Origin of the sequence: Teredinibacter sp. KSP-S5-2, from assembly GCF_032773895.1 — a bacterium.
Taxonomy (GTDB): domain Bacteria; phylum Pseudomonadota; class Gammaproteobacteria; order Pseudomonadales; family Cellvibrionaceae.
This window is the reverse complement of the sequence record NZ_CP120416.1, coordinates 1,041,632-1,061,203: the sequence shown is the minus strand read 5'-3', so window position 1 is coordinate 1,061,203 and position 19,572 is coordinate 1,041,632. Positions and strand designations below refer to the sequence as shown.

27 protein-coding genes are annotated in these 19,572 nt (G+C 44.9%); 11 read left to right on the top strand and 16 right to left on the bottom strand.

Annotated elements, in window-relative coordinates:
- The first annotated feature begins 35 nt into the window (after positions 1–35).
- The 5 genes from P5V12_RS05035 to P5V12_RS05015 all read left to right on the top strand — a co-directional run bounded on the left by P5V12_RS05035 (position 36) and on the right by P5V12_RS05015 (position 2,091).
- Positions 36–305 carry a hypothetical protein gene (locus tag P5V12_RS05035; RefSeq protein ID WP_316956162.1) on the top strand — a complete coding sequence of 90 codons (270 nt, stop codon included), beginning with the start codon at positions 36–38 and terminating at the stop codon, positions 303–305.
- Positions 298–789 (top strand): DUF3489 domain-containing protein, encoded by a 492-nt coding sequence (locus tag P5V12_RS05030; protein ID WP_316956161.1) that lies wholly within the window; start codon positions 298–300, stop codon positions 787–789. Before P5V12_RS05035 ends, P5V12_RS05030 begins: the two co-directional genes overlap by 8 nt.
- A 165-nt stretch (positions 790–954) precedes the next feature.
- A complete protein-coding gene (locus P5V12_RS05025) occupies positions 955–1,329 on the top strand; it encodes a hypothetical protein (RefSeq protein WP_316956160.1) in 375 nt (124 codons plus the stop codon).
- A 136-nt stretch (positions 1,330–1,465) separates the two neighbouring features.
- Entirely contained in the window at positions 1,466–1,837 is a 372-nt protein-coding gene (locus P5V12_RS05020; RefSeq protein ID WP_316956159.1) for a hypothetical protein, read from the top strand.
- Positions 1,834–2,091: a hypothetical protein gene (locus P5V12_RS05015; RefSeq protein WP_316956158.1), complete on the top strand. Its 258-nt coding sequence runs from the start codon at positions 1,834–1,836 to the stop codon at positions 2,089–2,091. Before P5V12_RS05020 ends, P5V12_RS05015 begins: the two co-directional genes overlap by 4 nt.
- 83 nt (positions 2,092–2,174) lie before the next feature.
- On the opposite strand, the gene P5V12_RS05010 is transcribed toward P5V12_RS05015, so the two are convergent.
- The 3 genes from P5V12_RS05010 to P5V12_RS05000 all read right to left on the bottom strand — a co-directional run bounded on the left by P5V12_RS05010 (position 2,175) and on the right by P5V12_RS05000 (position 4,394).
- Positions 2,175–2,633, bottom strand: coding sequence for a 3TM-type holin (locus P5V12_RS05010; protein WP_316956157.1), 459 nt, complete (start codon positions 2,631–2,633; stop codon positions 2,175–2,177).
- Positions 2,634–2,785: 152 nt separating this feature from the next.
- Positions 2,786–4,066, bottom strand: coding sequence for a site-specific DNA-methyltransferase (locus P5V12_RS05005; RefSeq protein WP_316956156.1), 1,281 nt, complete (start codon positions 4,064–4,066; stop codon positions 2,786–2,788).
- A gap of 10 nt (positions 4,067–4,076) precedes the next feature.
- Positions 4,077–4,394: a hypothetical protein gene (locus P5V12_RS05000; RefSeq protein WP_316956155.1), complete on the bottom strand. Its 318-nt coding sequence runs from the start codon at positions 4,392–4,394 to the stop codon at positions 4,077–4,079.
- Between the two features lie 73 nt (positions 4,395–4,467).
- Here P5V12_RS05000 and P5V12_RS04995 point away from each other — a divergent pair, with 73 nt between their 5' ends.
- Positions 4,468–4,773, top strand: coding sequence for a hypothetical protein (locus P5V12_RS04995; protein ID WP_316956153.1), 306 nt, complete (start codon positions 4,468–4,470; stop codon positions 4,771–4,773).
- Positions 4,774–5,002: 229 nt separating this feature from the next.
- Positions 5,003–5,218, top strand: coding sequence for a hypothetical protein (locus P5V12_RS04990; RefSeq protein ID WP_316956152.1), 216 nt, complete (start codon positions 5,003–5,005; stop codon positions 5,216–5,218).
- Positions 5,219–5,284: 66 nt separating this feature from the next.
- On the opposite strand, the gene P5V12_RS04985 is transcribed toward P5V12_RS04990, so the two are convergent.
- From P5V12_RS04985 to P5V12_RS04925, 13 genes are all read right to left on the bottom strand, one after another.
- Positions 5,285–5,797 (bottom strand): elements of external origin, encoded by a 513-nt coding sequence (locus tag P5V12_RS04985; RefSeq protein ID WP_316956151.1) that lies wholly within the window; start codon positions 5,795–5,797, stop codon positions 5,285–5,287.
- A 603-nt stretch (positions 5,798–6,400) separates the two neighbouring features.
- Positions 6,401–6,856 (bottom strand): DUF6362 family protein, encoded by a 456-nt coding sequence (locus P5V12_RS04980; RefSeq protein WP_316956150.1) that lies wholly within the window; start codon positions 6,854–6,856, stop codon positions 6,401–6,403.
- 312 nt (positions 6,857–7,168) lie between these two features.
- Complete coding sequence (locus P5V12_RS04975) at positions 7,169–9,388, bottom strand: AAA family ATPase (protein WP_316956149.1); 2,220 nt, start codon at positions 9,386–9,388, stop codon at positions 7,169–7,171.
- Entirely contained in the window at positions 9,346–10,107 is a 762-nt protein-coding gene (locus P5V12_RS04970) for a PD-(D/E)XK nuclease family protein (protein ID WP_316956148.1), read from the bottom strand. Before P5V12_RS04970 ends, P5V12_RS04975 begins: the two co-directional genes overlap by 43 nt.
- A 13-nt stretch (positions 10,108–10,120) precedes the next feature.
- Positions 10,121–10,537: a DUF6511 domain-containing protein gene (locus P5V12_RS04965; protein ID WP_316956018.1), complete on the bottom strand. Its 417-nt coding sequence runs from the start codon at positions 10,535–10,537 to the stop codon at positions 10,121–10,123.
- Between the two features lie 77 nt (positions 10,538–10,614).
- A complete protein-coding gene (locus P5V12_RS04960) occupies positions 10,615–11,340 on the bottom strand; it encodes a hypothetical protein (protein WP_316956147.1) in 726 nt (241 codons plus the stop codon).
- Complete coding sequence (locus P5V12_RS04955) at positions 11,337–12,245, bottom strand: ATP-binding protein (RefSeq protein WP_316956146.1); 909 nt, start codon at positions 12,243–12,245, stop codon at positions 11,337–11,339. Before P5V12_RS04955 ends, P5V12_RS04960 begins: the two co-directional genes overlap by 4 nt.
- Positions 12,245–12,703 carry a hypothetical protein gene (locus P5V12_RS04950; protein WP_316956145.1) on the bottom strand — a complete coding sequence of 153 codons (459 nt, stop codon included), beginning with the start codon at positions 12,701–12,703 and terminating at the stop codon, positions 12,245–12,247. Before P5V12_RS04950 ends, P5V12_RS04955 begins: the two co-directional genes overlap by 1 nt.
- Entirely contained in the window at positions 12,700–12,927 is a 228-nt protein-coding gene (locus P5V12_RS04945; protein ID WP_316956144.1) for a helix-turn-helix domain-containing protein, read from the bottom strand. Before P5V12_RS04945 ends, P5V12_RS04950 begins: the two co-directional genes overlap by 4 nt.
- 359 nt (positions 12,928–13,286) lie before the next feature.
- Positions 13,287–13,529: a hypothetical protein gene (locus P5V12_RS04940; RefSeq protein ID WP_316956143.1), complete on the bottom strand. Its 243-nt coding sequence runs from the start codon at positions 13,527–13,529 to the stop codon at positions 13,287–13,289.
- Positions 13,530–13,675: 146 nt separating this feature from the next.
- Positions 13,676–14,008: a hypothetical protein gene (locus P5V12_RS04935; protein WP_316956141.1), complete on the bottom strand. Its 333-nt coding sequence runs from the start codon at positions 14,006–14,008 to the stop codon at positions 13,676–13,678.
- A 110-nt stretch (positions 14,009–14,118) separates the two neighbouring features.
- The gene (locus tag P5V12_RS04930) at positions 14,119–15,147 is read right to left on the bottom strand and encodes a hypothetical protein (RefSeq protein WP_316956140.1); all 1,029 of its coding nucleotides are present in this window, start codon (positions 15,145–15,147) and stop codon (positions 14,119–14,121) included.
- Complete coding sequence (locus P5V12_RS04925; RefSeq protein WP_316956139.1) at positions 15,135–16,289, bottom strand: hypothetical protein; 1,155 nt, start codon at positions 16,287–16,289, stop codon at positions 15,135–15,137. Before P5V12_RS04925 ends, P5V12_RS04930 begins: the two co-directional genes overlap by 13 nt.
- Before the next feature lie 773 nt (positions 16,290–17,062).
- Between P5V12_RS04925 and P5V12_RS04920 the strand changes: the two genes are divergently transcribed.
- The 4 genes from P5V12_RS04920 (at position 17,063) to P5V12_RS04905 (ending at position 19,529) form a co-directional block, all read left to right on the top strand.
- Positions 17,063–17,206, top strand: coding sequence for a hypothetical protein (locus P5V12_RS04920; RefSeq protein ID WP_316956138.1), 144 nt, complete (start codon positions 17,063–17,065; stop codon positions 17,204–17,206).
- Between the two features lie 65 nt (positions 17,207–17,271).
- The gene (locus P5V12_RS04915; RefSeq protein WP_316956137.1) at positions 17,272–17,733 is read left to right on the top strand and encodes a DUF2924 domain-containing protein; all 462 of its coding nucleotides are present in this window, start codon (positions 17,272–17,274) and stop codon (positions 17,731–17,733) included.
- 49 nt (positions 17,734–17,782) lie between these two features.
- Positions 17,783–19,117: a recombinase family protein gene (locus P5V12_RS04910; protein ID WP_316956136.1), complete on the top strand. Its 1,335-nt coding sequence runs from the start codon at positions 17,783–17,785 to the stop codon at positions 19,115–19,117.
- Positions 19,110–19,529 carry a hypothetical protein gene (locus P5V12_RS04905; RefSeq protein WP_316956135.1) on the top strand — a complete coding sequence of 140 codons (420 nt, stop codon included), beginning with the start codon at positions 19,110–19,112 and terminating at the stop codon, positions 19,527–19,529. The genes P5V12_RS04910 and P5V12_RS04905 overlap by 8 nt, the downstream gene beginning before the upstream one ends.
- The last annotated feature ends 43 nt before the right edge of the window (positions 19,530–19,572 follow it).

Sequence of the window (19,572 nt, the reverse complement as noted above, 5' to 3'; positions counted from 1 at the left end):
TTCATGGACACCACACAAAGCACGGAGGGTTCGATATGACCGTTAACGATATCAATCACAATATGATCACAGCAAAAGCGGCGGCATTAAACGAATGCCTCGAGCATCTACAAGAAATTAACAAGCTGTTGATGATCTTAAATCTGGCGTCTGAACACCGATTTTATTTACCGATTGATCAGGTGAGCTTTGATCACGGCGCGTTACTCGCGAGCATTCGAACAACACTTGACGGCGTGTGCAAAAAAATCCCAACCCAACCAAATATTATGGCCAACACGGCAAGAGGAAAACACCATGAGTAAACTTACCGCAACCCAAACAGAAGCCCTGGTAAACGCCGCACAGCGCGAAGATGGTAGCGTATTGCCCCTACCCAGTAATGTCACACCCGCACTTATTGGCCGAGTAATTAATGGCTTGCAAACACGCGGCCTGATCGAAGAACACGGCGATTTATATTGCATTTCTGACGCAGGCAGGGAAGCCATTGCAGATCAGATCCCTAAGAGCGAAAACAAAATCAAAGCCAAACCCAAGCCTCAAAAGAAAGCCAAAGCGGAAAACGAACCCGAAAAAAAGACAGTCAAAAAGCCGACAAAAAAGCAACAACTCATTGAATTGCTTGAACGCGACGGAGGCGCCTCTTTGAATGAAATTGAAAAGACACTTGGCTGGCAAAAACACACCGTGCGCGGCACGATCAGCAACCTAATGAATAAAGATGGCTACACCATCGAATCTTCTAAAAACGAAGCGGGTGATCGTGTCTACGCGATCAAAAACTAATGGTTCATCGGGGCTTATTCCAAGTCCCGCCATTTTCATTCCGACGATCACCAACGCGAAATATTTAGCTTTTAAAAAGCCATCACCTAACTCAACCATCAACTTGATTAAGATGGAAATTGAAGCGTTCATGTGTCTACCGAAACACACAAAGGAAAAAGAAAAATGTCGACACGAAGCTGCATCGCCCTACAACTCGAAGACAATATGTATATTTCTATCTACTGCCATTTTGACGGAGATCCAAGCGGCGTAGGTAAAGCCTTAAGCACCCACTTTAACGAATATAAAAAAGCCAAATCGCTGATTGACCTTGGTAATCTTTCCTATATCGAAGACGACAATGCTTACGCCTACCACAGGGATGGCGGAGAATCCTGGCAAAGAAACCGACCTATCGCCTGCATAAGCAAAGACACTCTGCTAAACCAGGCAGAGAAAATGGACGCCTCGTATTTGCATATTTTTCAAAACGGAAAGTGGGAGATACTAAAATATTCTCCGCAAAGCTACCCACACATCTATACCAAAATTGATTAAATCATTCACTGGGGAGGAACACCTCCCCACTCAAAAATAATTTTTAGAACTGATCGTCTCGTTCAACATTCGACTGGATTACTTCTTAAATTGAAGCGTTCATGTGTCCAACAAACAACAACATGGAGACGTACACATGAGCCACCGAACTATTTTAGCCTACCAAGTTACGAATCAAATTATCCAATTCATTATTTGCGATAATATTGATCACTACACCCCGGTTGAGTTATTGGCCATTTTACAAGAGCACTATCCCAACACATTAACTATCGAATCGCTCATGACCAACGGCCATATTTTCGCAGTCGACAAAAGCGGCGTAACCATAAGGTATTACAAAGACCTCGGACGAACCTGGGCTGAAAGCCGTTCATTATTTTGTGATGATAAAGCGCATTTGCAAGACAGCGCCCACACCTTTGGTATTGAGCATATTTTTTGGTATTCGCAGCAATGGCACTACACACATGTAGAGAACCTACTTTGCAAGGAGCAAGCCGAATGATTAAATCAGAAGAATATCAAAAACTCGCAAATAAGCTGGAAGACATCCAGCTTATCATTGCCAACCAACTTTTCGAAATTAAAAAGTTACTCAATACATCCGAAGAGTTGCAAAGTGCCGCTCTAGCCTCTACCGAATGGATTGACGTGGTTGAAAATGCCATTTACAACCCCGACGGCCCCGTGTTGTCCAATCAACCAACCTTGGACAACACCATCGAATTTCTTAGAAGTCGTGCGGTCGAGCGTCATTAATTTCTGGAAGCGGGAAAGAAAGAATTCCTTCCCGCATAAATCCTCGCTGTTTTCTCAATGTAACATTGATTGCAATGTCACAATTAATTTGGGCGAAATCGTGCTATGGCACGTTGACCAAACCAAAAGCCCATCACCGCGCCAAACAATGCCTGGGTATCGGTATCCCAGATTTGTGGCACCGCGTGGACGACACCCACCTTCTGTTCAAAAATGAGAATGTAAAGAAAGCAACACTTGCAAATGGTAAACAATCCAAAGAACGCATAGGTTATCACAGGCCGGACAGATGCCCTGAGTTTATCGACCCAGGTATCGCCGCCAAGCGCCGCATCATGCTTCAAAATAGCCAGCTTTTCTTCCAGATCGGCGCTGAGATTCAGCTCATCAATCTTAAACGTATGACCGAGTTTCATTTGCTCAATTTGACGATCCAGGATCAACAATTGATGAGCCTTTTCCTGCCGATCTTTTAATAGTTTCATTAGATCTGGTAGGGCACTGGATACAAATCCAAGAAGGCTGCCGATTAGGGTAAGCATGAATTAAAAGCTCCCAATTGAGCGTTGTAAGAGATATCGCACACATTCACAGGACAAGATCGTCTAGTGGAGATACGTAGCTTTGATTAAGATAAGACTGACCGTCACCAATACCGGCTTAAATTCCACGGAACGGAAAATTCTGCCTGGCGCTAGGCTGTTTTGCCGGTGACGGTTTCTTCATTCCTCTCGGGGGCATTAGGGATTGAGCCAAAAACCTCTCCTGTTTCGGCATGTACCGCCACACCACCGCAGAATTCTTGCCAACGTTTAATAATGACGTCCACATATTTGGGATCTAACTCCATCAGTCTCGCTTTGCGCTCATTTTTTTCACACGCAATCAAGGTTGTGCCAGAGCCACCGAATAGATCCAGGACAATATCCCGCCGCTTACTGGAATTTTTAATTGCCCGTTCAAATAAGACGACGGGCTTCATCGTAGGATGAATATCATTTTTTACCGGCTTGTCGACAAACCACAGGTCGCTTTCGTTTCTTACCCCACACCAGAAGCGTTCCTCTCCCTCCTTCCAACCGTAAAGGATGGGCTCATATTGGCGTTGATAATCGGAGCGTCCCATAGTGAAATGATTCTTTGCCCAAATGATAAACGTTGACCATTTTCCGCCAGCTTCGATAAAGGCTCGCTGTAACGTATCCAGCTCACTGGACGACATGGATACATACACCGCCCCTTTGCAAACCGCCAGCGAATTCTTTAACACAGCCACCAAAAAATCGTAAAACTGATTGCCTAAATTATCGTTAAGAATCGTGCGTTTGTTATGGCGCATTTTGTCTTTAGCCGCATTACCGTAATCGACATTGTAAGGTGGATCTTGCACTACCATATCAGCAAGGCCACCATCCATCAGTCTATTTACATCATCCATATTGGTTGAATCACCGCACATCAATCTGTGCTCGCCCAAAATCCAAATATCACCTAACCTGGCAATCGGATTTTCCTCCGGTTCAGGAACACTCTCTTCGGCTTCTTTTGACTCGTCAGTATCCAAGCTAAGGTATTTATCCAAATCCGCATCAGAAAAACCCAACAAATCCAAATCAAAGTCCAACTCTGACAACTCAGCAAGTTCAAGATGAAGCATTTCTTCACTCCATCCGGCACCCAATGCCAATTGATTGTCGGCAATGATCAGAGCCCGTCGCTGTGTGTCACTCAGGTGGCTTAATACGATCACCGGTACGACATCCATACCCAGTTTTTGCGCAGCTAACAAACGACAATGCCCAGCGACGATGACATTATTCTCGCCAACCAGGATGGGATTGACGAAACCAAACTCCACAATCGACGCGGCGATTTGGTCAACCTGAGCGTCGCTGTGGGTGCGGGCATTTCGGGCATACGGAATCAGTTTGGCCACAGGCCATTGTTCTATCGTGCTAACGACGGTGGGTTGCATAATGTAAAACTCAATCTATTGTAATGTGAACATCGCCTAATTCTTTCAAATGAGCGGCCACTTCTGTGTGTAAAATGGATTTGACTTTTTCGGAGTCAACAGAGAATTTCTCCGCAATGGATTGCGCACACTCTTCTACCCACGGCATCCAAGTTGCTCGTTGTTTTGATGCAATCTTATGGACATGAATCAGAACTTTATCGCGGGATACCACGGAGGATTTCAGTTGCTCGAGCTGAACTGTGCTTTTTTGAACTTTAATGACTTCATTGGCGGTTTTTGCCTGAGCATAGCTTGTTGTCCCCACCTCCGCGATGGAATCAGACATAAGCTTGCCCATAAAAAATAGAAATAAAAATTAACCAACAAATCACTTGATTTAAGGCTGAATAGAAGCGTTCATGTACCCACAAACACGTAAAACCAAACTTCAAAAAGGAATCACCATGAGCGATGACAAAGCCTCAACCGAAGAATTAAAAGAACAACTTGGCCACTACTTAAATGGTTATGGACGATCACAACCTCAAAGACTGAAAGACCTGACGAGCATTACAAACTGGAATAAGTTAGCCGAGCAAGAACTGCAACGTCGAGCAACCCAAATCATTCAAAACCTGGACGAGCAAATGCTTAACGCCATTGCGGAGGGAAAAATTCAACTCAACCAGGAAATTGAAATTGCATTTCAGCGCCTAACCAAGTAACACACTTTTTGCACCCGCCACAGAGCGGGTTTTTTCTTCCACTATAATCGAATATACCCATCGTCTCACTCAACACGAGACTGGATCATTTCCCAAATTGAGGCGTTAATGGTTGCACACAAACAAACACGAGGACGAAGTCATGGGATGTTGGGCATCACCTACAAAATCAAAAGATGCACATAGACTGGCACAATTATTTCTTCAACCACTTCCTATCAAAGATTATATGAAGCTTTACGATCTAGTCGGGGATGACGGATTATTTGATGCCCTATATCGGGTCGAGCAGGACAATGATCCCAACGTAGATATCCGCTACGTTGTTGCCAACAAGCTACAAGAATGGCTAAACAATCTTGACTCATTTTTCCAACCCTGGGACAACGATTCAATTACAATATGCCGAAAGCTTGTCGCGGAATACGCCACAATTAAAGACTAACCTCAATCAGGACAGCGTATGGTATACATAAGCTGTCCTCACGCTCCTTGGCAGCATAAACAATTTTTATATCACTAAAGTAGCCAGTTGCTTTCTTACCTGCTCTTCCAACGCCACATAAAACTGCTGTTCATCGACATCTAATTCCGCTGCAACTTGCGCTGCTATACGCGCAGGCCAATTTAACCACGCGTCTCGTTCAGTTCGGGCGATTTTAAAAATTGTACGCAGCGCTTTATCACGATCAATCAATTCGCCTTTTAAAACCTGAAGTTCAATTCGTCCAATCTGCGCTTTTAGCACTTCATTGGCCGTTCGGGCTTTCTGGAATTGAGATTCAAATTGTCGGTTTGATACCTGAGTATTTCCCGAAGTGGAATCTTTTCTCGCTAACGCGTTTAACTGTTCCCGGCGTTTGGCGGAGTTGGTGTTTTGCTCCCATTCGCGATTGGCTTTGTCAGGATCGATTTTCCCGTTTGCTTCTGTGGTAATACGGCCAGTTTTAATCGCCTTGCGCACTGCGGTTTCCGAGACACCACGCAGCTTGGCGAACTGACGATTAGAAAGCAGTTCAGTCAAGGAATATCTGATTTTTAAAAATGGCTTAAGGGAGAAAGATGCGAACTTTTTTAGGTGCGACCCCAAAAAAAAGTTGACTCACTAGCGAAATTCGGCGAGTCGGAAACCCGCTGGCACAGAATACCACCGGAGTACCTTTTTTTCAATCGGTAATATAAAAAAATAAATACAAATATTTCTACAACAAAACTAAAACCTTCTATCAAAACAAGACGCACAGTGTACGAATAAAAATTATCTTTGCAAGAAAAAATAAAAACTTTATTAAAAAAAAAACAATAAAACATTTCCTCTCAGCAACGAACAATAGATTAAATTATTTTTTTATTTTTGCAATCGATATTTAAAATAAATATTTTTTCATCGCCGATTAGTTTTTATAGGTTAACCAAATATTTTATATTTGGAAATACTTTTTTAATTTTTTTCAGTTTTTATTTGCCGCTTACCGCTCACCCACTTCAACTCAGCATAGTGCAAAATGTACATGATTTTTTCAAAAGTGTGCCACACTAATTCACGACAATTCAGGCGGTACGCGACACTAAATGACAAGCTGTGCAAAGAGCGATACATCACGACACAGCCTGTCACCAATTGATTTTATCTAACCTCTACACGTTTACACGTTAACTCCTCGATGATTTTATCCAACGCCACAGCATACCAACGCTGACACGTTCGCATACCCACTCCAAACTCCCTGGCCACGCCCTTCCAACCAACGCGGTGTCCCCGCAACCAAATGAGCTTACGCTCGCCCACCGTGAGATTATCCTGTTGTATCCACGTTAGCGTTTCCACCGCGCGATCTATTGCGTCCGGCTGCGCGGTGAGTTTATTAATTCTCTTTCGATTATTTCTCAACTCCCGGTCGGTCAACACGATATCCGGCCAATAGGAATAAAATCCTAATCGCACCACGTTTGGTAATAACTCAAACACGGTGACGCAACTATCAAAGCGATCAATCACTTTTTGGCGATCCCATTGATATTTGGTTGTCTCAGCCTCGGTCAGTAAATAATTATTTACCACATGGGTACCACTGAATTTCATCTCAGTCCCCCTATCGAATAGCCACACGCAATTACGACCCCAGGGCAGAATGTAACACAGTGCAACGTAGTGTTACCTTCTACCCTGTAAAGGGTAGGGTTGACAGTACATACAAACTCAATCGCTACAACCCGCGCGGTTATTGGGCTAGAGCCAGAATGCAACCCAGAATGCAATGACCGCAAGTTGCATTCTGGATTTTCACTTAAGTGCTTGAATTCATTTAGTTTTGTCTTATTTCCAGAATGCAGAATGCAAATCCAGAATGCAGAATGCAAACCGCAATCCCCGTTTTGCATTAACAACATTGTTTTATTCTTGTTCAATTTTTTCCTCCTGATAGATCCAAATATGCGGGTTTTCAACAGGTAACGCTGCGCCGGTTTGCGGACATTTGTAATGACTCGGAAGTACTGGCTTGCACACATTTGTTTGCTCACCTGTCTCAAAATCCGTCTCCAATTTTTCCGTTTTAAGTTCCATTCTCTCCACACACATGTAGCCGTATTTCGAACGCGCCACACTGGGTTTACCGTAGCAATCGCTGTCTTTAAAAAACTTAACGTAACCTTTGGTCGCAAGCACACCAATTCGATTTTGAATAGTTCTATCCGCCCCCAAACCTGCTCGCCCCTCGAAGGCTTCGGCAAATTGCGCAATGGTATACACACGTCCTTGCACAGCTTCATCGAAAATAAGCTGTAAAATCACGTCGTGTTTACGTCTACGTTCCGCATCGAGTTTTTCTCCGTGGTTTTGGTTCACCAAACGTTGGCTTTCATACTCAAGCTCCACCCACCGCCCGCGCTTTTTGTCGATGAGTTTATCGGGGATAGCAGGCCCATTTCTCAGCTCCATAGTGAGTGTGCGGGCATTAAGGTGTTCGTCCTGGCGATACAACAACATGCCCGTGCTGTAATACCCTCGTAAGCTCCCTGCCCCAGAGAACGATTGAAAAGGCTCTTCAATTAGCTGGCGTTTATTCAGTTTCTTTGTGTGATGCACGATGATGATGCCCGCTTTTGGATTCACAAGATCTCTCAACCTTTCCACCCGATCCTTTAGAAAAAAAAGCATCGCAGCATTATCATTTTCCGTTGCCCCATTTTCCCCGCCGTCAAACACATTCCGCAGGGGATCAATGGCAATCACATCAATCGGTTCTTTCCCACTCGCATTTTTAATCACCTTTAACACCCTGGCGATCCCTTTTTCGTCCAACACCAACCGCAATTGCGGAGTAATAAATAAATTATCCGAAGCCCGCCAAATCATCAGTTCGGATAAATTCATCTTCTGCAATCGCTCACGTAGATAGTGATATTGCACCTCGGCTTGCAAATAAAATACGCGTAGACGTTTAGCAGGTTTTAAATCCAGAAACGGTTCCCCAGCGGCCATGTGGACTAACCAGGACAACACAAAATCGGATTTACCCACTTTGGGCGCGCCACCCAATACCACCATCCCTCCTGGCGTGAGCACACGAGGCTCAATGAGATCCTCCGGCATAGGCGAGTTGTCATTGATGAATTCTCCCAACGAAAATGCTTCTACCGCATTTGACATTAAAATGTCTTTTTTCGGTGTGCTCTTAAGAAAAGCGAGAATATTTATGCCTTCCGAAACCGCATCGAAGGCATCCCATTTAGGTCGCAGGTCGGTCGGAAGATTGAGGATCGATACTTCATCAGCCCCCGCTTCCGCAATGGCCTGTGCCGCTTTTTCTGCGTATTCTTTTCCAGCCTCATCGTTATCCGGCCAGATCAAAACTCGCTTGCCTTCCAAGGGAGACCAATCGGTTTTTTCTATTGGCGCATTTGCACCGTTCATTGCCGTGGTGGCAGTAAAGTCGTGAGCGATTAACGCATCACAGCATTTTTCTCCCTCCACCAAAATCACATCCGTGGCTTTGGCAATGCCGACTTGGTTGTAGAGCGGACGCGGATTAGGTGCCAGCCCTTTTCGCGCTAACACATCCCACGGTCTAAATTCTTTTCCTTCCTCGGTGTCGTAGCGATAGACACAGGCGATAAGCTTTCCATCGGCATCGTGGTAATCCCATTTATGCGACCAGTGACCCAGCTCATCCTTCGGCGGTGATTTTATTTTTGGTTTATTTGTAAATGCTGGTGTTTCCCCCAGCCATACCGCCATATCCTGAATGATTTTTGTAAATTCGCTCTGCACGTCGAAGCGGTGAACTCTCGCCCACAAATCGACAATGTCTCCGCCTTCGCCAGTAGCAAAGTCTGTCCATAGACCCTGCTTGCTGCCACCTAACTCGACGACTAAGCTTTTCCCCCGGTTGCCTTCCAGATCACCAATCACAAATTGTTGACCACGCACTTTTCCTTCAGGAAAAAACGTATCCAACACCGAATCCAATCGATCCAGAATGCGGGATTTAATTTCCATTGCATCCTGGCTATCGATTTGCGATTGGGAAACATCGTCCGCTGAATTAAAATTCAACCAGGCGTTATCACTCATCGAGGCACACGCTCCCAACATCGATCCTGCCACGGACATATTCGACATTCGTAGTGGGTGTCGGTTTTAGTCATGCGCGGTTGCAACTCACCAGCCTCACACGCTTCGATAATCCGCACACCACGATCCGAACGTTGTTGGGCCAGCGCGCCGTTAAATGCCACTAACTCGAAATGAATTTCAGCGGTCTCTTTGTTGATGGCAGTAAACAATGCGGGATTGCTTGATATACCTGGAAATTGCGGTTCAAGATAGGCTTGATACAACGGCATCTGTGCGGCATACACCGGATCAACAATTTCAACTCCCTGATTTTTGATTTGCCTCCAGACTTTGTTGGCCTTGGATTTACACTCCCACAACATGGGAAAAGAAAAATCAAATTGACTCGGCGCATTCACAATCACCCCATCGATATGCCCCTGAATTTTCCCATCCAGAGTTTCAAAACCAAATTGATCCCCATCGCTGCTGTGCGTCAGTAATTCAAAACCGGCCATCTTTAGCCATCGCACCATCAGATCTTCAAAGACATGACCTGCATCGAAGTTTCTTAGTGTGGTACCCAAGAAGTCTCGTCCAGGGTCTTTCGGTGTATTGCTATACTCATATTGCAACGCACGGTCACAGGATGCGCCCAATCGCGATGCGCCGAGATAATTTCGTTTTGGTTTGAGTTTGTTTTCCGCATCCAAGGCAAGATCAATGCGTTTCATGATGGCCTCAGAAAAACTGAGTCGATGATTAAAATCCAACATGGTCACACCTCCATTAAAACGACACACGGTCTTCGATAAAATCGGAAGACGCTTGTGCTTGTATTTGGTTAGCGATGGATTGGCGTTGACGGTGGTAACTCGCCACCACGGTTTCAATTAAGCCCACGATGTTGTCTTTGGTGTATTCTTCCAGTGACTTTGTTACGCCCACCTGTTGGCAGATATAATCCGCCAGCGGCCCAATCGTTAAATCGATGGCCTGCGTATGTATGTTTTCGTTATCCACATTCACTCCAATAAAGCGGAGCCGTGTGTCGATGTCCTGGCATTGCTTTGAGCAGTACTTTCTTGGCGAAGCCATGTCTATTACAGTAAGTAAACGCACCGGGTAATGACGGATACTTAAAGGCGGTTGCGACCAACCAAAGCCCCTCGCCCATTTTCTACAGACAAAACAATCCCGCGACACACTCTCTGCCTTTTAAAAAATTGAGAAATTAATTGTTGAATAAAGCGCGATTTATTCGCGCTCACATTAGCGTGACACTACTGCGCCCAAGTTGGTCTCCCACTCGAGTTGGCCGTGGTGCTGGCAGATTGCGGATTCGGCGTTTGCGCTTGGCTTTGCGCTTGGCTTTGCCCTTGGCTTTGCCCTTGCCTTTGCGTTTGCATCGGTGATGTTTGATATTGACCCGCAGTGTGCTGGGGCATAGAGTATCCCCCGGTTGATGATGACGGTGTAACAGGTGATTGCGCTGGATGGATTTCAAGTCCCGCCATTAAATTTGCGTAATCCGCGTGTTCTTTCGTTATGGCTATACTGATCGTGTTTTTGGGATCACCCTGACTATCCCGCTCTTTGCCAATCTTGGCGATAAACTCAACGCCGTCTAATTCAGCAAAGCTGTTAATACATCGCGCTTGCTGAGCCTGCGGTGAATTATCAATGGGGTCGAGGTTACGTGCAGAATTCAAAATGCCTTTGATAAAAGATCGCCCCATATTGCCCCAATCCGGTCCTTTACTGCTGTGTAAGCCGATTAATCGCCACACTTTCCGTTTATCGTATGCTCCACCGATGACCACAAACTCACAGCTTAGATACACTGCGCCCGTCGTCGGATTGAAGGTGGCATACCCGTCAGTCCATCCCATTTGCGGATCATCAAATCCACCAGGTTTAATGCTCATTCGTACTTTCGCCAACGTGCCATTGGGAATTAAATCAAACTCTTGTTGATCTTCTGCGTTGTTAAAATCGTTCCAACTCATGATTGGCCTCCTGTGTTCGTTGCGGTGCGGACTGCAGTGGATGGTTCATTTATCGGCGTCATCGCTTGCGGGGGTGGATCACCGTATTCCAATCTCTCCAACGCACTTTTCACCGGGCCTTTTATTTTTTGCATGAGTTTGCCAAGGTGAGCAGGCTCTTGCAGATCCAATCGACCACTTCGGTCTTTTGCCGGGTAACGCATCGGATTAATTTTGTGGTTGATAAAGACCCGTGTACTGTTGCCCGATACATCAGGCACATCAACCATCGTCACCACTTGATCCAATATGCCAGGTAATTCCAAGCCTGTTTTTGAGCCATCAATTTGTGCTTCAAAAATACGGCGTCCATAATCGTCCGACCGTTCTTGTAAAATCCCCAGCAGCCAAATATTTTTATTGCGCGTATGTTGGAGATGCGTAATCCAGCCAATCATCTCCTGACCAAGTAATCCATACGCACCGCGCATATCGAGTTTGCCGGTTTTTTCCGAGATGGCTTGCGGTTGACCTTTGCACCACTGAAGGCAAAAACGTCCCGCAACCGAAATGGAGTCAATAAAAAACGTGTCGTATTTATTGAGTTTTTTCGCATCGCCAAACTTTTCACACACGGCATCGTAATGGGCTTGGCTGTATGCTTGGTCAGGACGATGCGCAGGATTAGGTCCACCGATATACACCGCATAATCACGGCACTCTTGCCACGTCTTCGGACGCAAGGCGTCCCCTTCCCAACCTTCGACGGCCAAATCCCCCGCTTCTAAATCTAAAAACAACGTAGTGTTTTCAGGAATCGTCCACAGCAGTGACGTTTTCCCAATCCCGGCTTCGCCCAAAATTAACCCCTTAATACCGCTCTTTTCTTTTTTACGTTGATCGGCAGTGACAATAGGAAATCCCATTACTTCACCTCCCCGAATTTAAATGTTGGCTTACCGAGTTTGACGGTTCGAGCGGGGGCATAGGTTTGTTGGAGTGCGTGCGACCAGCCATTAAATTTACGCTCCGGCACTTTGTAGGTGATGTCCATAAACTCAGTGGGATCGAGATTCGCTTGTCGAATGTTGTGCGCAATCGACGCTAACTGATCCTGATCCCATTCAATTTTTTTCGGTTGATCCGCCACAATGGGAAGACCATCGTCTTCGAAATTCACCACACCCGTTTCTTTTCCAGTTAAATCCCGAAGCACTTTGGCTTTCTCAGAAAACTTCAACGACAAGGCTGCATCGATACTGGCTTTCTTTAGCTTGGCTCGTTGTATTGCGGCTTCCGCTTCAAGCGTCAACTCGCGCAATATTTGGTTGGGTTGCTGTGAGATTTCAGCAATTGAGAACTGTTCTAATTCACCATATTTCATGCACACACCCCCATGCGTTTTTCATGTGGTGTCTGGCGAGGCGTTACACGTATAAACTCTCGCTCATACGCTTCCACATCTTCTTTTAAATACATCACTTTCCCCGGATATTGAAGATAGGCTGGACCAATATCATCTGATCGCCAACGCTGGATCGTTCTCACCGTGACACCAAAGTGAAAAGCCACTTCTTCTTGCGTTAATAAACTTTTCGGTAACGACATTACTTTCTCCTCTGCTCATTGAACGTCGAGGAAATAGTTTGGCAAACCAAATGTACGGGCGACTAGCCCCTAGAAGTACGGGAATATGTACGGAATTTTTGGTATTTCCGTACATAGATGTACGGGGATTTTTAAGTTTCCGTACATATTTGTACGGAGATGTACGGGATGATTATTTTCTATTCAAAATTTGTCGCAATAATGGGGGGTTCTTGAAAAATTGCGGATCATGAAGAGCGAGTGAAAAGAAACAAGTCATTGCTAAACAGCAGGCACGGCAAATCTGGATTTCTTTTTCAAGAAACCAGATGTCGATAAAATGGAGGGGAAAATAGCAGGAAGTTTGGAAGTAATACAGATTATTGCGGTCTAGTTTGGTGCTCAGGAACCCATGTCCCATTTGATAAAATTAACTTCACAGATTGAGATGTCCCGAGTTCTTTCACAAAACAAAAATCACACTCTTGTTTGGCTTTTTCGAGTTGACGTTTTTCCCGGTTGCCACCTTCTACAACCATGCTGTCACCATTAAACGACACCGTAGCGACATATCGATTCAGGTATTCCTGCCGTTTAAGGGGATGAATTTCTCTCGTATTCATAACAGTGTGTCTATATAACGTGTAGGAAGGGGATTAAAACCGGCGGCGATTTTAACAAAGGGCTGAACAATAAATAAAGTATTAGCCTAAAAAAACAGGATTTCAATGAAGAAAAAGAGAATTATTATGGGAAAAAGGACATTTCATCACAAAACAAGACTGAGTGTCTGGCTCGTTTTACGCTCTAAATCGTCTAACACAAAAAGATAATCACGAATTTCCGTTCGTAAACTGCCAAAACCACGTTCACGGCACCACAACCCTAATAACCGCTTATATTCCCGAATTTTAAAGGCTTGGTTTTTATAGGCCAACTGGACCTTTTTCTTTTCTTCGGATGGGAACTCTTTATTGATTTTTTTTGCTTTACGCAGCGACTCGACCAATTGATGCGTGGACACAATCATATAATCCACATCATCAATAATGCTTTGATATTCTTCGTTTGAACGAATCTCTACCGCCTGTGAACCGGTCATGTTGCACGTCCTGTGTTGTCTTACGCGGCCATCATAGACCGCTATAAGTCACCAAACCAGTCGTCGAACCACATCATTCCTGTAGGAAAATGTCGATAACCTCACCAGCGTTATGCTGACGCACCAGCGGATATTAACTCCAGGTTAAGGCCATAATATCCATGTTTTGGCCTGGAAATATACGTTTCCCACTGATCATTGCCACGAAAAATCGACGGAACCCGTCCCGCGCCACCAAAGTCGGTTTTGGTTTTGTCTAATAATTCTTTCGCCGGAATTTCCCATCGACCTCTATAGGCCTGTTCCACCAAGTAGTGAACGACTGCGCCAGCACGTTTACCGTTAATATGCCAGTCGGGTTTTCCAACAATCGTCAATATCTGATTCTCGATATCATAGGTGCATTTTTGATTTTGGCGTTCAAGCACAATCACACTTGTTCCTTCTGGAACCGGTTCTGCATTCACATCTTGCTGTAAAGGTGGACGCCACTTAAAGTCCAGGGATTCGCCTATCAACACATCCCAAAGTTGTTGCACTTGCACACCGGTCGGCCATTTAAACAGATCAGGGTCAGCGCGCCCACTGTGTAGAACTAATCCATATGCGCAGTTTTCCGATAGCACATCATAAATAGGCTGGTATCCCCGCTCTATTCCTCGCGCTAAGTACAAAGGCACATTCACCCCCCGTTCAATGGTGGCCATCCCCAAGTACCAACAATATTTCGACATAGGAATAATGGATGGCTGAAAACTCAGTAATCGAGGCCGTAAGATTTCAAGCACTCCCGCAATAAACTTCTGCTCATTAATCTGATATACCGCCAACTCATCCAATGCAACTTCGCGAATGGCCAGAGTTTCTGGACAGGAAAAGCGTGTTAACGGTTCATTCGGAACACGTTTTACATCCACCCAAAAGTATTGTGCTTCATGGACATATTTATAGGTCGCGGCATAACCGGCCAGTTTAAAACAGACGGGCCACTCGTCCAGGTTAGGGACATTTAATCGTCGACGAAGATCCCATATCGCTACCCCTTCAATGTTTGTTCCATCTAATCCACCTAGCGGCTCCAGGGAATCTTCAAACAACTCAATAAATATTTTTAGTCGATCGGGTCTTACTTCGGACACTGATCGCACCTCCCTTGTCTTACAATATTCCATCGTTCAAGTAACGTGTAGACCGCACACCGTTCAATTAGACGCTGCGTCTGTATGGTCAGTATTTTTCCACTCTCCATTGTGACCGGAACCAAACTCGATTCACCGTTTATATTCAACGTAATTGCCAGCGTAATTTTAGATATCGTGTATGTCTCAACGGCACGGATGTCCTGTAAACAGTAATACACATCTTTCGAATCCAACGGTGATACGTTGATTTCAAGTGCCCGACCATTTTTCATTAACGTCATCTGAATGACTTTTGCTTTGGAAAACAATTCATTGGCAATGTCAAAATGTGCATTATGACTAAATTGCCGATATTCAAACCGAAAAGATTCCCATGAGTCGGGTGATTCAGAAAACAGCAAATGTTGGCTGACGCATTCTGCAAGCTTTTCTCGAAGCATGGTTCCCGCAGCCGAGACTTCTAAACGCCCTACCGTTTGGTTAAAGAGAAGATGGACAAACACAGGAATCGCCCCGACTCCATCTTGCGTAAATCGATCCTCAACCAAAGTAACCACTACCGGCGGCTTAATATAACGAACTATCCAATGCCACACGGATTGCGTATCACCTTGAAGTGGATCGACGTATTCAAAGCATTCTTCTCGAACGGTTATCGTATCTGCAGGTGTCAGTAGTACTTCCGACAACGCTTGCTTAAACTCCTCCAGACGACTGGCACTTTGAAAATACACCGCCGAATCCGGCATAGCGAACAAGGTAGACGGCAAGATGCAGGTGGCATTTTCGATCTCCGAAAAGTGAATGGCTTTGACCAGATGGTTAAACGCTTCTGGATAATGATCCTGCAGCCAAATACTGCGTTCGTACTGGTTGCCCGCATAAAAATAGTTTTCCAATTCCTCTTTCGATAAGCTCGACAAAAAGGAGGCTATCGCTTCCGTTCCACCAACACTCGCCACCAAGAAAATATCTTTTGCCCATCGAATGATGCCTTCTGCAATATGGCCAGACCAATTAGTTCGTTCAACATCAAACACCGCGTTCGCCTCAGAACCAAATCTCCGGCACAACGATGCCCTCAATGCATCATGAGAAGCATGGAGATAAACGGTTTCGAGGTATGCAAATCGCCGCATCAATGGAGTCCTTAACGTGTCCTGTAAAAAAGCACAATCCCATACTTTAAAGTGGTGATGGTGCCCAAAAGTGTCAAAATAAAGAAATATAAACGAAATTAAACGTTTTTAAACGCCACCTAAATGGCAATAACCCTACCAAGTTGAATAAAGATTAGAATTGATAGGCGAGCGTATAGGCCATAGGAGTGGCCAAGTTATGAGGGGTGGGTATAAAAAGTGTGTTCGTCATGGTCACAATTTGAGCAGTTCCGTCTCGATACATCATTACTGTCTAATTCAATTTAAAGCGTCAAATATCAATATAGAGTGAAATTATCGCAACTGGAATGAATAGGCAAGGCTAAGAATAATCAAAATGATAAAAAATCCGTTTTTTTTCAACGTTTTCTTCATTTTATTCTCTTTTCCGGTTTAACGTTTCGTGATTCAACGAATACATAATTTTTTTCAAAATCTGAACCGCTCAAAAATTAATTAATCTGTTCAAGCTGAACTTGAGCAGTCGTTTATTTTTTTCTAAAAGCATCCTCCAAATTCAAATCAAAAGAGTACATTTAGATGTACTCTTTTTTGTAAATTGAGTATTAAAAAGAGTTCGATGCACTCAGATTTAAGTAGAACGAACCACCACATCAACCCGCAATTTCAACACCCGATAGATTTATTATTTTCTAAAAATCTCAAATTACGACAAACCGCGACATCCCTCACCTACGCTCGATCTGAGTTAACTGCGACAATGTTTTGGCTTTCATTTTTTTGGATAAAACATGGAAACTCAATTCAACACCGCACCGTTATTACCAACTCAACACCTTTCTCAGCAACAGATCCTGGATGAAGTGGGGCAGCTACTTGCTCAAGCCCTGGTTCGCAAACACGAACAGGAAAAGAAAAGAGAGAGCGAAGTTTAGCTTGCTTTCAACCGGCTACAGAGCGTTCATGGAAAAAACAGAGACAACATAAAAGGAGAAACACAATGCCTGACGTGGTTGCCAAAGTGGCCGCGCTACAGACCATGAGTTCGTATGAATTGCAAGAGCTCTGGTTTGAATTGTATGGCCACGATGTCAGTACCAGCCGAAAAGAATACCTAATACCCAGACTCGCATACCGCATTCAAGAACTGGCCTATGGTGGATTGTCTGAAGCCGCACAGAAAATTCTGCGGGAGAAACTCGATGATTCCGTGCAAGACCCAACATCGAAAAAGAGTCAGGTCACTATCCCCGTTGTTGGTACGCGAATCACTCGTGAGTACAAAGGAGTAGAACACCAAGTGACGGTAACCCGCGAGGGATTTGAATATCAGGGACAAACCCACGGCAGTCTGTCCAAAATCGCCAAAGCCATTACCGGCACACACATATCCGGTCCCGCTTTCTTTGGCCTGACGGAGAAAAAAGCCAAAGCCAAACGAAAGACATCCAACGCCAGATAAGTTACAGACGCTTCTCGCGCTTAGTGCCTGTTTGTTGAAAGGAAAAATCATGTATCAAGAAATAAAACGTTGCGCCATTTACACACGAAAATCCAACTCGGAAGGGTTGGATCAATCCTATACCTCCATTGATGACCAATTAGCGACGTGCCGTCTTATGATTCAGGCAAAGCATCATATGGGTTGGCAGGAAATTCCAGAAATCTACAGCGACCCCGGTGTATCCGGTGGTTCACTGGATCGACCTGGACTGCAAAAGTTGCTGGAGCACATTCGCCAACGCAAGGTGGATATTGTGGTCATCTATAAACTCGACCGACTCACACGCAGCTTTTTTGATTTTCCAACATTGGCTAAGTTATTTGAAACCTATGAGGTGGGTTTCTTTTCGGTCACCGAGAGTTTTGATACCTCGACCGCTGCTGGTCGATTATCACTGCACACGATTCTCATGGTGTCGGAGTATCACCGTGAGGATGCGAAAGAACGTGTTCTCCACAAAATTGCTGCGTCAAAAAAACTGGGTATGTGGATGGGTGGTAACCCGCCGTTAGGGTATGACATTGTCGACCGCAAACTGATCGTCAATCTTAACGAAGCCAAGATTATTCGAGAAATCTTTACCCGGCTTATCCAACTGGGATCAGTGACCCAGCTCTGTCTGGAGTTGAACAGAAAGGGATATCGTACAAAGGCATTTATATCAAAAGCCGGTAATGCGATTGGCGGTGTCCACTTTACCCGTACCAGCCTCTACAAGTTATTACGCAACCCCATCTATGTGGGACGTATAAGGCACAGAGACGCACAGTATCCAGGGCAACACGAAGCCATCCTTGAAGTGGAGTTGTGGGATGCGGCCCAGGAGATTACCTCCGGTCGATGTAAAACCAAGATTATTGAGCATACCACCCCGTCCTTGTTAAAGGGACTGCTCTACGGCCCCGATGATCGACTGATGACGCCGAGTCATACCAAACGCCGAGGTAAACGCTATCGCTATTACGTGACACACACGGCGCAAAAAATCAGTCGGAAAACCTGTCCGGTGAAAACCGTCCGCGCCGGAGAAATCGAGGGCATTATTATTGATCAGTTAAAAACCGTGTTTCAGCAACCGGAAATACTCATCCGCACCTGGGAAGCCCTTCGGGAAGAAAAGACGGATTTAACAAAAAAGGACGTGGCTGAGGGACTTCAATCTATCGAAAGCTTGTGGGGACATCTCTACCATACCGAGCAAGCTCGATTGATACAGCTCTTCGTTGAAAAAATTCAGTTATTTGAAGATGGGATAAGCATTCGCTTACGGCCAAATGGGATCACCAACCTCGTTTCCGAGATTCGAGCAGCCCATGATGATAGGAGGAAAAAAAGTGCGTAAATCAGACAGCGTCACGGTGTATCAAGTTAACGACCGTATTGAAATCTTTATCCCGATATCTCTTAAACGTTACGGTGGGAAAAAGATGATGGTTTCACCCGAGAAAAAAGTCGTTAACCCCGACCGTTTTAGCCCGAATGATTTTGTCCTGTTCCAGGCGCTACTCAAAGCCCATATGTGGAATGATATGTTACTGGAAGGCGCCTACGCGTCCATAGCTGAATTGTCAGAAGGGGAAGGTTTGGCGGAAGGCTACGCCTCCCCTATTCTCAGGTTGGCGTATCTGGCTCCTGATATACAGGAAGCCATATTGCAGGGAACATTTCCCGCCCAACTCACCTTGGCGGATTTTAAGAAACCGTTTCCGCTGCTGTGGGAAGATCAAAAAACTTTCTTCAATATCAACGAATAGTGTTACGTAATTAAGTGCATACCTAGAAATGCACTATTTTTTA